The organism is Betaproteobacteria bacterium, from assembly GCA_016709965.1.
GTDB classification, from domain to species: domain Bacteria; phylum Pseudomonadota; class Gammaproteobacteria; order Burkholderiales; family Rhodocyclaceae; genus Azonexus; species Azonexus amarohabitans.
Genome location: JADJLT010000001.1, coordinates 1,018,018 through 1,031,101 on the forward strand (window position 1 = coordinate 1,018,018; position 13,084 = coordinate 1,031,101).

Consider the following 13,084-nt stretch of genomic DNA (forward strand, 5'->3'; position numbering starts at 1 on the left):
AACGAATGCTTGGAGTGTTCTCCTGCAAAATCTGTTTTATGCAGAACGAATGTCAACAGGTAAAATATCGCTAGAAAACCACTAGGGCCATAAAAATGACATTCGGTGAATCGATTCAAACATGCTTCTCCAAGTATGCCGATTTCACAGGACGCGCTTCACGTTCGGAATACTGGTGGTGGTTCCTGTTTGAGTTATTGGCAACAATGGCCACAAGTGTCGTTAACGATAAGGTTTCTGCACTTTTCTCCATTGCGGTGGTGTTACCTAGTTTGGCTGTGGGTGCTCGGCGGCTACATGACATCGATAAAAGTGGGTGGTTTCAACTGCTGTTTTTTATCCCTGTCATCGGCTGGATCATTTTGATTTACTGGGCAGCTCAAGAAGGCAAGGAGCCAAATCGATTTTGATCCGATTTATTGCCATTTGCCTTGTCGCATTCTCGGTGCATGCCGAGACTCTCAACGGCTACGTGATCGAGATCACTGACGGCGACACCATTGTTGCCCTCGACGCCAACCACAAGCAGCGCAAGATACGCCTTGCTGGAATTGATGCGCCTGAGAAGGCTAATTCAGAAAAAGCTCCTGAGACAGCACAGCCATTTGGTGAGCGATCTAAGCAAAACCTGGCTTCGATCGTTCAACAAGAATGTTGTTGTCGAATGGAGCAAGCTGGACCGCTACGGCAGAACCGTTGGCAAAGTGATGGTCAATGGCATCGATGCCAACTTGGCCCAGATCAAGGCAGGCATGGCTTGGTGGTACGAGAAATATCGCAAGGAGCAATCACCTGCAGACCAACGAACGTATGCACAAGCTGAGCAACAAGCACGATTGCAACAAGTTGGTCTATGGAGAGTTAAGAATCCGATTCCACCGTGGGAATTCAGGCACGCCAAGGATGGCGTTCAGCAAGAACAGTCTTGTCCATGCTCAATCAGCGTAAATTGCACTGGCCCGAAAGGCGGTCAATATTGCCCAACCGAAGGCGGTTCGAAAAAATACCGATAGGAAAGACGCTGCTGACCACTAGGTCAAAACACCTTAGGGGTGTTTGTTTCTCATGAAGCCTGAGCAAGAAGGCAACCATTGCGTATTTCACCCCTTTGAATCAGGGCAAAGCAGGAATCTGGGTGCTAGCCCGAATCACCAACTTAGTAAACTCAACCCGTAAGCAGTTGGCGCTCCAACCCGCTTACGAATTGATAGTCAATTTGATAGTATGACAAAGCAATATTTGAAACAACCCATAACTATCAATGACTTAACAGAATAACTTGGCGGGTCCGGTGAGATTCGAACTCACGATGGATTTCTCCACGCCGGTTTTCAAGACCGGTGCATTCAACCGCTCTGCCACAGACCCAATGGGCGCGCATAATATCACAAACGCACTCGGTGCTATCGTCCCGAATTGCTGACGAATAATTGAAACTTCGCTCGCCCTCCGTTAGTCTTAGCCTTTGTCGAAACAACACAAGGGACATTCCCGCATGAACACTAATTTCGAGATCGCCAATCAGGGCTCATCCGGACTCGCACTTCAACAAAATCGCGTCCTTCGTAATACTTACATGCTGCTCGCACTTTCCATGGTGCCGACAGTCATGGGCGCTCTACTCGGCATTCAGATGGAATTCAGTTTCATGGCCGGTAGTCCGCTAATGTCCTTCCTGCTCTTCATGGGTGTTGCCATGGGCTTCATGTGGGGCATTGAGAAGAACAAGGACAGCGGTTTGGGCGTGGCACTCTTGCTCGGCTTTACCTTCTTCATGGGCCTGATGCTGTCGCGCATCCTGCAGGTCGCACTGGGTTTCTCCAATGGCGGCTCAATGATCGCCATGGCCGCAGGCGGTACTGGTGCTGTCTTCTTTGTGATGTCCACCGTTGCCGCTGTCAGCAAGCGTGATTTCACCGGGATGGGCAAGTTCCTGTTCATCGGTATGATCGTCGTGCTGCTGGCCGGCGTCGCCAATATCTTCTTCCAGATTCCTGCACTGTCACTGACCGTTGCCGTCGCTGTCGTCGGCATCTTTTCGGCCTATATCCTGTATGACATCAGCCGCATCGTTCAAGGAGGCGAAACCAATTACGTCAGCGCAACCCTTGCGGTCTATCTCGACGTTTACAACGTATTCGTCAGCTTGCTGCAACTGATCATGGCCTTTACCGGCGAACGCGACTAAGCGCCTTTCCGATATAAAAAATGGCGGCCACGGCCGCCATTTTTACGTCTTGAGCCAATGCAAGTTGCTCATGGCCGTTCAAACAGAGCAATCGACTCCACGTGCGCGGTGTGCGGGAACATATTGACGGCTCCTGCTGATACAAAGCGATACCCTTTCTCGGCAACCAATACTGCCGCATCGCGAGCCAGCGTTCCAGGATTGCACGACACATAGACAATACGGCTTGGCGCATCGCTACCGAGCGCACTGACCAACTCAATTGCCCCCTCACGCGGCGGGTCGATCAGCATCTTGTCGAAGCGACCAAGGCGGGCAAGCGACTGCTCGGTACATTCGAACAAATTGGCAACGCCGAATTCAACCCGGTCCTGCAGCCCGTTTGCCAATGCACTTTCATATCCGCGCTTGACCAAGCCAGCGCTACCTTCCAAACCAATCACCGTTGCCCCGGATCTGGCGATGGGCAACGTGAAATTTCCCAGCCCGCAAAACATGTCGGCAACCCGCTCACCCGGCTGAGGATCGAGAAGACGCAAGGCTCGACGAACTAGCACACGATTCACCGAATGATTAACTTGCGTGAAATCGGTGGGCTTGAAATCCAGCTCGAGACCAAACTCCGGCAGCGTATACGACAAACGCGGACCAGGCTGTGGATGGAAGCGATAAACGGTATCCGGCCCTTTAGGTTGAAGGTAAAAAATAATGTCGTGACGTTCAGCAAAATCGCGGAGTAATCGCTCATCGGCCTTGGTCAGCGGCGCAAGAATGCGCAAAAGTAGTGCTGAGCAACGCTCACCTACAGCAACTTCAACGTCTCGAATATGCTCGGCTATCGATAAAGCCTCAAAAAGTTCACGCATCGGCAACAACAACGCCGAGACATGAGACGGCAAAATGACACAACTCCGAATATCCGCGATGTAGCTGCTGCGCCACTCATGAAAGCCAATCAGCATGCCCCCGCTTTTAGCGACACGGCGAACGGCAAGGCGTGCTCGGTGGCGATACCCCCAAGCCTCCCCCTGAATCGGCGGCAAGATCGTTTCCGGACGAAGGCGGCCAATGTGCCAAAGACTATCCTCAAGCACGCGTTGCTTGGCAGCAACCTGCGCCGACGGGTCCATGTGTTGCATAGCGCAGCCACCACATACGCCAAAATGCGGGCAACGAGGTTCGATACGAGCATTCGATGATTTGATTACCCTCACCAAATGCGCCAGTTCAAACTTCGACTTTCTCCGAAAACTAGCGTACTCGACGGTTTCACCAGGCAAGGCACCATCAACAAAAATGGCCTTACCATCCAGACGGGTAATTCCCCGCGCCTCATGGTCCAACGATTCTATGATCCCGACGGGCACGGTCAACTCCGAAAAAGCACGAATTTTATCAATCGGTTACACTAAGCGCCATGGCTCGCGAACTGATTACATCCTGGACAGATTTTCAGACGGCAATCGACCGCCTATTGGCGATCGCCAGCCATAAGATACTTATCTACGATGAAGACTTGAGTACGCTGAAACTCGAATCCACTTCCCGCAGAGAACAAATCAAGCGCGTCTTGCAGGCCGGAGACGGTGACGTCCTGCAAATTGCCGTTCGTAACGCCACGCCAATTCGCCAACAGCTTCCTCTATTCCAAAATCTGCTATCCACCTATGGCCACCATGCCAAAGCGCAGGAAACCCCACCTCATCTCGCCCATTTACGCGACAGCATGATCCTTGTCGACGACAAATACGCCCTGATTCGCTTTGAGCGGGATCTACCGCGAAGTAAATTGCTCATTGATGAGCCCGATGAAGTTCGCCCCTATTTGAGCCGTTTCAAGGAAATCTGGTTAGAGGGCGGCGACTGCATATCAAGCGTCACGCTTGGACTGTGATATCCGCGACCATTGCGCAGTGCACCAAGATTCTCCAACATAAATAAATTATTGTTATAATTGGAGTCTGATTAGGTAGCTCCTGATCTCCGATAAATTAAGATTTTGTTGGTTCTTGTCGATAAGGAAATCTCATGAATAAGTCTATCCTCGTTGCTGCCCTGCTTGCAGTTGCCCTGACCGCCTGCGGTAAGAAACCTGAAGCCCCGGCTGCTGCACCGGCTCCTGCTGTTGAAGCCGCCAAGCCGGCTGAAGCCGCTGCTCCGGCTGCTGCTGAAGCTGCCAAGGCAGCAGAAGCCGCTGCTCCGGCAGCTGCCGCTCCGGCTGCTGCTGCTGAAGCCGCCAAGCCTGCTGAAGCCGCTGCTGCCGATGCCGCCAAGTCCGCCATGGATGCAGGCAAGGCTGCTGTTGAAGCCGGCAAGGGCGCAATGGACGCTGGCAAGGCTGCTGTTGAAGCGGCCAAGAAGTAATACTTCTCGCTTCAACAAAAACGGGGCTTCGGCCCCGTTTTTTATTGCCCAGAATACTTGTCGCTTGGCCTTTCTTAGGCTACCCAGCGCCAATCAAAGCCAATATCCGGGGAAGCAACACCAACCCAGTCATCGGGACACCCCAACGCCCTCGCCACTGCAGCTATGGCTAATTCCGGCAGGTTATTGCGCGCGCTCAAATGGGCGGCAACCAGATGTTGCAGGGAAGAACAATCAATTCGGCCAAGCAAAGCGGCTGCGGCGGAATTTTCCAAGTGGCCATATCGCCCCGAAACACGCCGCTTAAGCGATAACGGATAAGACGACCGTTCCAGCATACCTGCATCATGATTGAATTCCAGAACCAATCCAGCACAGCCGGATAGCATCTCGCAGACATGCAAAGTTGGTTCGCCAATGTCGGTTAACACGCCGAGGCGGGTTTTCCCAATGGAGAAAACAAACTGAACGGGCTCACGCGCATCGTGAGGCACCGGAAACGGCTGAATTTCAAGCTGGCCAATGGAAAACGAACGGTGGCTATCGATGATTCGCAAATCAAGTTCGGTATCAACTTCCCTGCATGCAGTCCACGTGCCATGTGTCATCCAGACCGGCAAACCGAACTTTCGCGCCAAGCGGAAAACACCATTTACGTGGTCGCCATGCTCATGCGTGACCAGAATGCCGGCAAGATCGGATGGTGCGCGTCCAAGGCGCAACAAGCGGGTTACGGTATCACGTAACCCGAAGCCACAATCCAGCATCAGGCAGGTTGCCTCGTGCTCGACGAGCAGTGCGTTACCCGCACTGCCGCTACCGAGCGAGGCAAAACGAATCACTGCAACTGCTGAAGGAGCAATCCAAGAATCCTCTTGGCGGTTTCAGACTTGTCGGTACCGCCTTCGTTGGAAAGGACCTGCACAACGCTCTGCTCACCCGCATCACTGACATGGATACGGTACTGGGTCTTTGAACTGGCAGGTGGCTCAGCACTCTTCCAGAATGCCAGCTTGGACAGCAAGCCCTCGTCCTTCTTGCGATTATCCACCTCAGGATCGACATACCGAACGAAGTACAAACCGCGCGAACGATCACGATCCTCGACCGTGAAACCAACACGGTCCAAGGCCAAACCAACGCGACGCCATGCTCGGTCGAAACGCTCCAGAACCTCCAGCGTTCCCGTACCATCATCCGCCTTGGCCAACTTGGCACGCGGATCTGCTTTGGCAGACGCAACGGAAGCCTCTGCCCGCTTCTCGTCAGAACCAAGCCTTACCATCAGGCGACGCAGCATCTCTGCTTCCAGTTCCGGGTCGGCAGCACGCGGCTGCCAGCGAGTATCATCCTTGGCTGAGGAGGTATAAACCTCCTCCATCGCCCGATGGCTGATAAAAATATCAGTCGTTCCCGGAGTTACTCCCTGCTCGAAACGCGTACGGAATTTGTCGCGCTCGCCCGTTGAGTACAAGGAATCAAGGAATTTACCGAGCGTATTCCGGATAATATCGTCACCGATCTTGGCGCGATTTTCGGCCCAATCGGTTTCCATTACACCAGCCTCGGGACGCTCAAGCGAGATGATAAAACCCGTTTCCTGCCAGAAATCCTTGACGGTATCCCACAACTTGTCGGGAGGCGCGGCGACCACCAACCAACGCTGATTACCCGAACGCTCAACCCTTACCTTGTCCACCTGCGGCAAAACCACGGAGTTTTGCGCCTGTGCTTGCGGCGTCCGATCGGCGCTATAAGCGGAGAATGTCGCGCTGCCCTTGCCTGCAGCGTCAGGAACCACGTAACGATCATCGCGGGTAATTTGCGACAGGTCGGGCGGGATATCGAGCGAAGGCACCTTGCCTGCAGACTTGTATTCAATCTTGCGGGAGTCAGGAAGAACGCTGCAGCCAGCCAAAGCAATGGCGAGCAAGGATATAGCTAGGCCGGAAAGCCGAGAGTTCATGTTTTTTTACTCCGTTCAGGCAATAACGCCAGCCTGGTGCATAGCGGCCAGAACGCGGGTCTGGTTACCCTCGGACAAGGTGGTGAGCGGAAGGCGGATGCCATTGGGCATCAGGCCCATCTTGTGAACCGCCCACTTCACTGGAATCGGATTGGCTTCGCAGAACAAATCGCGATGCAAACCCAACAACCTGAAGTGAATTTCGCGAGCCCTGGCAATATTGCCGGCGGAGGCTGCAACGCACATCTCATGCATCAGGCGCGGCGCAACGTTGGCGGTCACTGAAATATCACCGTGAAATCCAAGGCTGATCGAAGCAACAGCAGTCATGTCATCGCCGGTGTACAACGCAAACCCATTCGGGGCACGCGCAATAAGGTCGCAGGCTCGATCAAGGTTGCCGGTCGCATCCTTGACCCCCACGATACCCGGCACTTCGGCCAGGCGCAGAATGGTGTCGTTCGACATGTCTGCCACGGTGCGGCCCGGTACGTTATAGAGCAGTACCGGCAATTCGACCGCCTCAGCGATCGTCTTGAAATGACGATAAAGACCTTCCTGAGTCGGCTTGTTGTAATAGGGCACAACGGAAAGCGCCATATCAGCACCCGCCTTCCGGGCAAACTCGGTCAACTCAATGGCTTCTGTCGTCGAGTTGGCACCGGTGCCAGCGATGATCGGAATACGGCCGGCAGCATGGGTGACAGTCGTCTTGATCAACTCACAATGCTCTTCGACGTTAACCGTCGGTGATTCGCCTGTTGTACCCACGACAACGATGGCGTCAGTTCCTTCGCGGACATGAAAATCAACCAGATTGCGCAGGGAGTTCAAATCGAGGCTGCCATCTTCATGCATGGGCGTAACGATGGCGACAATGGATCCAGTAATCATGGCCTGTTTGTTAAAAAAATAATCCGTTGATTGTAACTGAAGGCCAATCGCCGCGGAAAGGCGCTTGGTAACAGTTTGTTATTTTTACGACAACCAATGCAGCAAGCCGCGCGCTGCACGCAGCTTCCCATCCGGCAAGACAAGCTCCGGATGGCGATCAGGGCCGGCCGACTGCAATTGACGGACGAACTCGTCGAGACGAGTCGCCACCGGCACTTGCCATCCGAGAATACGCAATCGATAGCGCAGCAAGTTCTTCGTGCGTGGCAACGACAACTCTCGTAGACCAGCCAAGCGCGCTGCACTACCTTCAGCGACTTGACTCCAGTCAAACGCGGCAAGCTCATCGAGCAAACCAGAGGCTTCCGAAAAGTTGACGGTCGCCTGAGCCAGCGCGGCCTCTGCTGCCGGGAACCTCCTGGTCATTGCCGGCAAAACCTCATGACGTAGATAGTTTCGGGTCAGAGAGATATCTGCATTGCTCTCGTCGTCTACCCAGTCCAAGCCATTCTCGAGTGCGTAGGCTTCAATTTCAACTCGTGAAACATCTAACAGTGGCCGTAACAAGCGAAGTTTGCCAAGCTTGCGCTCTGCCGGCATGGCGGCAGCACCTGTCACCCCCGCCCCCCGAAGCAGGTTGAGCAACAGTGTTTCGGCTTGGTCACCCCGGTGCTGAGCCAGCAACAGGGAGTCCCCAGGACATTCGGCAAATGCTGCATAACGCGCCTTGCGGGCGGCCGCTTCAAGCCCTTGCCCGGCCGCGAGCATTACCTTTACATAGCTTATAACCAGAGGAATGCCAAGCCTTTTGCAATAGGCCAAGCAAAACTCTCCCCATGCATCGGCATTGGGCGAGAGGTCATGATGAACATGCATGGCACTGGCACGATCGCCAAGACCGAGCGTGCTCAACGCATGGAGCAGAACAACCGAGTCACATCCGCCAGACAAGCCAACCCAAAGGCGCTCGCCGGGAAGCAGACGGGTAGCGAGAAAATCGCCGACCCGATCCGGCAGATTAGCTGACAGGCTGTTCCTTGTAACGGCCATAGCTCATCAGCCGTTCATAGCGGGTCGCCAAAAGATCGGCAGTCGACTGACCAGAAAGCTGCTTCAGCGCATCCTGCAAGACCTTTTTGAGATTTTGTGCCATGGCGGCATGGTCTCGATGCGCACCACCCAAGGGTTCGCTGACAATCTTGTCAATCAAGCCGAGTGTCTTAAGCCGTTGCGCTGTAATACCCATGGTTTCCGCGGCCTCCGGCGCCTTGTCAGCACTCTTCCAGAGAATTGAAGCACACCCCTCGGGAGAAATAACGGAATAGGTTGAGTACTGCAGCATTTGCACCGTATCGCCGACAGCAATGGCCAGCGCGCCGCCAGAGCCACCTTCACCGATGATGGTAACGATCACCGGGACTTTCAGCTCTGCCATCACATACAGGTTGCGGCCGATAGCCTCGGACTGCCCCCGCTCCTCGGCATCGATGCCGGGATAGGCACCAGGGGTATCAACGAAAGTCATCACAGGGATGTCGAATTTTTCGGCCAGCTTCATAAGTCGCAAAGCCTTGCGGTAGCCTTCAGGGCGAGGCATGCCGAAATTTCGGTAGATCTTTTCCTTGGTATCGCGACCTTTCTGATGGCCAATCACCATGACCGATTGACCATTGAACCGTGCCAGACCGCCGACAATGGCATGATCATCGGCAAAAGCACGATCACCATGCAATTCCTCAAAATCAGTGAAGATCAGCGACAGATAGTCCAGCGTATAGGGACGCTGCGGGTGGCGCGCCACCTGCGATATTTGCCAGGGGGTCAGTTTGGCGTAGATGTCCTTGGTCAGCTGGCCACTCTTCTTCTCCAGCCGCTCGATCTCTTCCGAGATATCTACTGCAGAATCATCCTGCACAAAACGCAGTTCTTCGATCTTGGCTTCAAGGTCGGCGATGGATTGTTCGAAGTCGAGGAAACTTGTTTTCATGGATCGCTCATTTTCTAAGTTGGCGGCATTTTACCTCAAAGGTTAAAAGGCTAGCGCCTCAGTACTCAACCGGTAACGGATCAAGGCTGCGCCATAGATACCAGGTCGCGACAGAACGCCATGGTCGCCAGCGTTCGCCAAATTCGGCCAGCGCGCGACGCGACTGCTTTTCTCCGGAAAAATATCGCTCGCAGACAGCACGCTGCAATCCAATATCGTCAAGAGGAAAGATGTCTGGCCGCATCTGGTGAAAAATCAGGAACATTTCAGCCGTCCATCGGCCGATTCCCCGCACTGCGGTCAACTCCATAATAATCGACTCGTCGTCCAAACCCGCCCAAGCGGAAGGATCGAGGCGCCCACTGAAAAAATGCTCAGCCAAATCACTGAGGTATTCAATTTTTCGCCGAGAAAGTCCGCAACCGCCGAATCCACTCGTACCAAGTTCGACAACACGATCGGGGGTCAGCGTCCCGACCTGTGCAGCGAAACGCCCCCACACCGCATCCGCCGCCTTGACCGAAATCTGTTGGCCGACAATCGATCTTGCCAGCGTTCCAAAGGCATCGCCCCGCGAAACAAGCGACAACCCGGCGTACCGTTCGGCAAGCTCGGCCATCACGTGATCATGGTTGGCCAGTTCGGCAGTGGCCTGGTTCCAATAGCTGGGAGTCATGGTCAAATTATACGGGGATGCTTGAGGCTGCGAAGCACAGCGAGGCGGCAATGGCATCAGGCGCAGACGCCTCTCATTCAATTTGATAACATTGTCAAAATTCACCAAGGGCCCACCAGATGCCAATGCCGGACCATGCGTTTATTCACCCACTCCTCGGCACCACTGGTGCCTGGTCCGGTTATCTGGTCGAGTTTGCCCCCGGGGCTCCCCATCACGACATATTGGTGAATCTGGATAACTCGCCCCTGCTCGATGCATTTGATCATCGCGCCCTCTGGTTCTTCCCGGCCGAAATCAACGGGCGCGAGGTCAGCCGACTGGGTGCGCGTGCGATTCCGTTTTTTTCGGACAGTCCTGCGGCCGAGGATATCGATGCCCTGAAGCAGCTTGAAGCCGGATTTCGCAAGGCCGCGCGCAAGGTCAGCCTGCTCGCATCACCTGACCACAAGCTGCCTGGCGCCGGTAGTTGGGACTACTTGCTGATAACCGCCAACCACGCTCGCAGTCTGCCGCCTTTTACACTAATTGGCCTGGCAAGCCGCACGAACCTTATATCCATCGATGTGCAGACCCACAATGACAGGGAATGGGCGCTCAACAACGCCTGTGGGTTGTCTACCAGTGAGTTTTTGCAGATTCGATCGCCAGCCCAAACCAAGGCAGACATTACCCGGCTCAAACTACTCAAACTATTGGCCCTGATCGTCGAAGATGCGGATACCGCTGCACTCGATGCGATTTTCCGCGAAGAGCAAAAGCTCTCTTACAGCCTGCTTCGTCTCGTCAATTCAGCCGCACTTTCTCCTCGCACCCCCATAGCCAGCTTCAGTCAGGCAATTAATCTGCTGGGGCGGCGTCAGTTACAACGGTGGCTTCAACTGCTTGTTTACTCCGACCCGAACAATGGTCAACTCCCCAATCCGCTGCTGCAGAAAGCTGCGGCACGCGGACGGCTGCTGGAGTTGCTGGCACCGCATCTGGATGGCACCGCGGATGGCGAGGTCGCTAGCGGGGACCTCGCTTTCATGATCGGCACCTTCTCGTTACTCGATGTGCTGCTCAGCATTCCCATGCCGGAAATTCTCAAACAATTGCCATTGCCGGAAATTGTGCACAAAGCACTGGCGGATCACGGTGGCGAGTTGGGAAAGCTGCTTGCCGCCATCGCAACCGCCGAGCGCCGGGAACTGAGCGCGGCATCGCAGCGATTCAACGCGCTCGGCATTGATGCCGTAGTCTATCTCGACGCCCAACTGGAAGCCTTCAACTGGGCCGCCAAGATTCATGCACAGACTGATTAGCCGAATCTTCCGCTCAGGAAAGGATTGTATTTGCGCTCCTCGCCAAAGGTCGACATCGTGCCATGGCCGGGGATGAATTCGACCTCGTCGCCGAGCGGAAAGAGCTTTTCCTTGATTGAGCGAACCAGGGTTTCGTGGTCGCCGCGCGGGAAATCAGTCCGTCCAATCGAGCCCTGGAACAAGACGTCACCGACCTGCGCCAGATGGCTGGGCGCATGGTAAAAAATGACGTGTCCCGGCGTGTGGCCTGGACAGTGCAAGACGGCTAATTCGACATCTCCGAAACTCACGGTGTCACCGCCTTCAAGCCAGCGCGTTGGCTCGAAACTGCGCACGTTGGGGAATCCGAACATCTTGCTCTGTTGCTGCATACCGTCGATCCAGAAGCGATCTTCTTCGTGCGGGCCTTCAATGGTGGTGACACCGCTCGATTCGACCAACGCCGCCACGCCACCGGCGTGATCGATGTGGCCATGGGTAACCAGTATTTTGGCCAGCGTCAGGTTTTCATCGCGCAATGCCTGTTGTATGCGATCGACATCGCCGCCGGGATCAATGACCACTGCCTGACGGGTCTTTTCGCACCAGAAAATCGTGCAGTTCTGTTCAAAAGGGGTAACCGGGATAACGATATAGCGCATGGCATGAAAGCAATGATGGAGTGGATTTCATTATCGCACGGCCTCGCCCTTGCCCAGCGCAGTGCGCCCCCTTAAACTGAGCCGAATAATCGGATCCATTTTTGAAAGCCTGAACCCCATGCTCGACCATGCGCTGCCAGATATTGATTCGTGGGCCTTGTTTTTCAGCAACAACAGCTTGCCGGTCCTTCGCATCACCAAGCGCCGGATCGAAGAAATGCGCACCAACCTTGATCGCGTTGACGCACGCGAACTGGCCCACCTGATCCTGCAGGACCCGATCATGACCGTCCGCGTACTGGCCTTCACCCAGCCGATACGCGGCCGATCCCTGCAACACGACATCACGACCATTGCCAGCGCGGTCATGATGGCCGGTATCGAGCCTTTTTTCCGTCACTTTGCTGAACTCTTCACCATTGAAGACCAATTGAAGGACGCCGGTGCACCGGCCCTGCTCGGCGTATTGCAAATCATTCGCCGCGCCCAGCGGGCCGCCGACTACGCGCAGGACTGGGCGATCTGGCGGCACGACATCAACATGGAAGAAGTTCGCATCGCAGCGCTGCTGCACGACCTGGCTGAAATTCTTGTCTGGTGCTCCGCCCCCCGGCTCGGGCTGGCGATTCATGAGCAGCAAAGATCCGATCCGACACTACGCAGCGCAGACGTCCAGAAAAAACACCTGGGCTTCACGTTTCAGGAGATTCAGCTCGAACTGTGCCGAGTCTGGCATCTGCCCGAGCTGCTGCAAACGCTGATCGACGACCACAACGCCGAACAGCCACGGGTCAGGAATGTCGCCCTCGCCGTACAACTGGCCAGGCACTCATCGCACGGCTGGCATGACGCAGCGCTACCGGATGACTACACGGCGATCAGTGAGTTTCTCCACATCACACCGGAAACCGTACGCCAGCGCCTTGGACTGGAAGCGGTGCCGGCCCGCGAGGCCGATGGGCATGACGTCAGCTAGCTGGCATAGCAGTCACGCCCGCCTGGACCAGGCTCGGACAGCACGCATTTGCGTCTGAAACGGAATACTTGTCCGTAGTAGCGGGGCC

General features: G+C 54.9%; 14 protein-coding genes, 1 tRNA gene and 1 pseudogene. 7 read left to right on the forward strand and 9 right to left on the reverse strand.

What is annotated here, in order from left to right; genetic code table 11:
• Nucleotides 1-95: 95 nt before the first annotated feature.
• A complete protein-coding gene (locus IPJ12_05085) occupies nucleotides 96-410 on the forward strand; it encodes a DUF805 domain-containing protein (GenBank protein MBK7646544.1) in 315 nt (104 codons plus the stop codon).
• Nucleotides 407-1,013, forward strand: a pseudogene (locus IPJ12_05090) (thermonuclease family protein). Before IPJ12_05085 ends, IPJ12_05090 begins: the two are co-directional and overlap by 4 nt.
• Before the next feature lie 267 nt (nucleotides 1,014-1,280).
• Here IPJ12_05090 and IPJ12_05095 read toward each other — a convergent pair.
• Nucleotides 1,281-1,368: transfer RNA gene (locus tag IPJ12_05095), tRNA-Ser, on the reverse strand.
• Nucleotides 1,369-1,495: 127 nt separating this feature from the next.
• Here IPJ12_05095 and IPJ12_05100 point away from each other — a divergent pair.
• Nucleotides 1,496-2,188 carry a Bax inhibitor-1/YccA family protein gene (locus IPJ12_05100; GenBank protein ID MBK7646545.1) on the forward strand — a complete coding sequence of 231 codons (693 nt, stop codon included), beginning with the start codon at nucleotides 1,496-1,498 and terminating at the stop codon, nucleotides 2,186-2,188.
• A 68-nt stretch (nucleotides 2,189-2,256) separates the two neighbouring features.
• Here IPJ12_05100 and rlmD read toward each other — a convergent pair whose 3' ends face one another.
• Nucleotides 2,257-3,555: a 23S rRNA (uracil(1939)-C(5))-methyltransferase RlmD gene (gene rlmD, locus IPJ12_05105; GenBank protein MBK7646546.1), complete on the reverse strand. Its 1,299-nt coding sequence runs from the start codon at nucleotides 3,553-3,555 to the stop codon at nucleotides 2,257-2,259.
• 50 nt (nucleotides 3,556-3,605) lie between these two features.
• Here rlmD and IPJ12_05110 point away from each other — a divergent pair, with 50 nt between their 5' ends.
• Together IPJ12_05110 and IPJ12_05115 are read left to right on the forward strand one after the other, a co-directional pair.
• Nucleotides 3,606-4,082 (forward strand): hypothetical protein, encoded by a 477-nt coding sequence (locus tag IPJ12_05110; GenBank protein MBK7646547.1) that lies wholly within the window; start codon nucleotides 3,606-3,608, stop codon nucleotides 4,080-4,082.
• A gap of 134 nt (nucleotides 4,083-4,216) precedes the next feature.
• Nucleotides 4,217-4,552: a hypothetical protein gene (locus IPJ12_05115; GenBank protein MBK7646548.1), complete on the forward strand. Its 336-nt coding sequence runs from the start codon at nucleotides 4,217-4,219 to the stop codon at nucleotides 4,550-4,552.
• A 74-nt stretch (nucleotides 4,553-4,626) separates the two neighbouring features.
• On the opposite strand, the gene IPJ12_05120 is transcribed toward IPJ12_05115, so the two are convergent.
• From IPJ12_05120 to IPJ12_05145, 6 genes are all read right to left on the reverse strand, one after another.
• Nucleotides 4,627-5,391 (reverse strand): MBL fold metallo-hydrolase, encoded by a 765-nt coding sequence (locus IPJ12_05120; protein MBK7646549.1) that lies wholly within the window; start codon nucleotides 5,389-5,391, stop codon nucleotides 4,627-4,629.
• Nucleotides 5,391-6,518 (reverse strand): outer membrane protein assembly factor BamC, encoded by a 1,128-nt coding sequence (bamC, locus tag IPJ12_05125; protein ID MBK7646550.1) that lies wholly within the window; start codon nucleotides 6,516-6,518, stop codon nucleotides 5,391-5,393. The genes IPJ12_05120 and bamC overlap by 1 nt, the downstream gene beginning before the upstream one ends.
• Before the next feature lie 15 nt (nucleotides 6,519-6,533).
• On the reverse strand, nucleotides 6,534-7,412 hold the full coding sequence (locus IPJ12_05130) for a 4-hydroxy-tetrahydrodipicolinate synthase (protein ID MBK7646551.1): 879 nt from the start codon (nucleotides 7,410-7,412) through the stop codon (nucleotides 6,534-6,536).
• A gap of 84 nt (nucleotides 7,413-7,496) precedes the next feature.
• Nucleotides 7,497-8,462: a tRNA lysidine(34) synthetase TilS gene (tilS, locus tag IPJ12_05135; protein ID MBK7646552.1), complete on the reverse strand. Its 966-nt coding sequence runs from the start codon at nucleotides 8,460-8,462 to the stop codon at nucleotides 7,497-7,499.
• Nucleotides 8,431-9,399 (reverse strand): acetyl-CoA carboxylase carboxyltransferase subunit alpha, encoded by a 969-nt coding sequence (locus tag IPJ12_05140; protein MBK7646553.1) that lies wholly within the window; start codon nucleotides 9,397-9,399, stop codon nucleotides 8,431-8,433. Before IPJ12_05140 ends, tilS begins: the two co-directional genes overlap by 32 nt.
• Before the next feature lie 58 nt (nucleotides 9,400-9,457).
• Nucleotides 9,458-10,075 carry a DNA-3-methyladenine glycosylase 2 family protein gene (locus tag IPJ12_05145; GenBank protein MBK7646554.1) on the reverse strand — a complete coding sequence of 206 codons (618 nt, stop codon included), beginning with the start codon at nucleotides 10,073-10,075 and terminating at the stop codon, nucleotides 9,458-9,460.
• A gap of 125 nt (nucleotides 10,076-10,200) precedes the next feature.
• Between IPJ12_05145 and IPJ12_05150 the strand changes: the two genes are divergently transcribed.
• Nucleotides 10,201-11,379: an HDOD domain-containing protein gene (locus IPJ12_05150; protein ID MBK7646555.1), complete on the forward strand. Its 1,179-nt coding sequence runs from the start codon at nucleotides 10,201-10,203 to the stop codon at nucleotides 11,377-11,379.
• Here the strand turns inward: IPJ12_05150 and IPJ12_05155 are convergent.
• A complete protein-coding gene (locus IPJ12_05155; GenBank protein ID MBK7646556.1) occupies nucleotides 11,376-12,020 on the reverse strand; it encodes an MBL fold metallo-hydrolase in 645 nt (214 codons plus the stop codon). The two genes, IPJ12_05150 and IPJ12_05155, sit on opposite strands and share 4 nt — an antisense overlap.
• Before the next feature lie 118 nt (nucleotides 12,021-12,138).
• Here IPJ12_05155 and IPJ12_05160 point away from each other — a divergent pair, with 118 nt between their 5' ends.
• Entirely contained in the window at nucleotides 12,139-12,996 is an 858-nt protein-coding gene (locus tag IPJ12_05160) for an HDOD domain-containing protein (GenBank protein MBK7646557.1), read from the forward strand.
• Nucleotides 12,997-13,084 lie beyond the last annotated feature (88 nt).

Coding starts and splice junctions, on each gene's coding strand:
- IPJ12_05085 (MBK7646544.1), top strand. CDS start 96: ATGACATTCGGTGAATCGATTCAAACATGCTTCTCCAAGTATGCCGAT.
- IPJ12_05100 (MBK7646545.1), top strand. CDS start 1,496: ATGAACACTAATTTCGAGATCGCCAATCAGGGCTCATCCGGACTCGCA.
- IPJ12_05110 (MBK7646547.1), top strand. CDS start 3,606: ATGGCTCGCGAACTGATTACATCCTGGACAGATTTTCAGACGGCAATC.
- IPJ12_05115 (MBK7646548.1), top strand. CDS start 4,217: ATGAATAAGTCTATCCTCGTTGCTGCCCTGCTTGCAGTTGCCCTGACC.
- bamC (MBK7646550.1), bottom strand. CDS start 6,518: ATGAACTCTCGGCTTTCCGGCCTAGCTATATCCTTGCTCGCCATTGCT.
- IPJ12_05130 (MBK7646551.1), bottom strand. CDS start 7,412: ATGATTACTGGATCCATTGTCGCCATCGTTACGCCCATGCATGAAGAT.
- tilS (MBK7646552.1), bottom strand. CDS start 8,462: ATGGCCGTTACAAGGAACAGCCTGTCAGCTAATCTGCCGGATCGGGTC.
- IPJ12_05140 (MBK7646553.1), bottom strand. CDS start 9,399: ATGAAAACAAGTTTCCTCGACTTCGAACAATCCATCGCCGACCTTGAA.
- IPJ12_05145 (MBK7646554.1), bottom strand. CDS start 10,075: ATGACTCCCAGCTATTGGAACCAGGCCACTGCCGAACTGGCCAACCAT.
- IPJ12_05150 (MBK7646555.1), top strand. CDS start 10,201: ATGCCGGACCATGCGTTTATTCACCCACTCCTCGGCACCACTGGTGCC.
- IPJ12_05155 (MBK7646556.1), bottom strand. CDS start 12,020: ATGCGCTATATCGTTATCCCGGTTACCCCTTTTGAACAGAACTGCACG.
- IPJ12_05160 (MBK7646557.1), top strand. CDS start 12,139: ATGCTCGACCATGCGCTGCCAGATATTGATTCGTGGGCCTTGTTTTTC.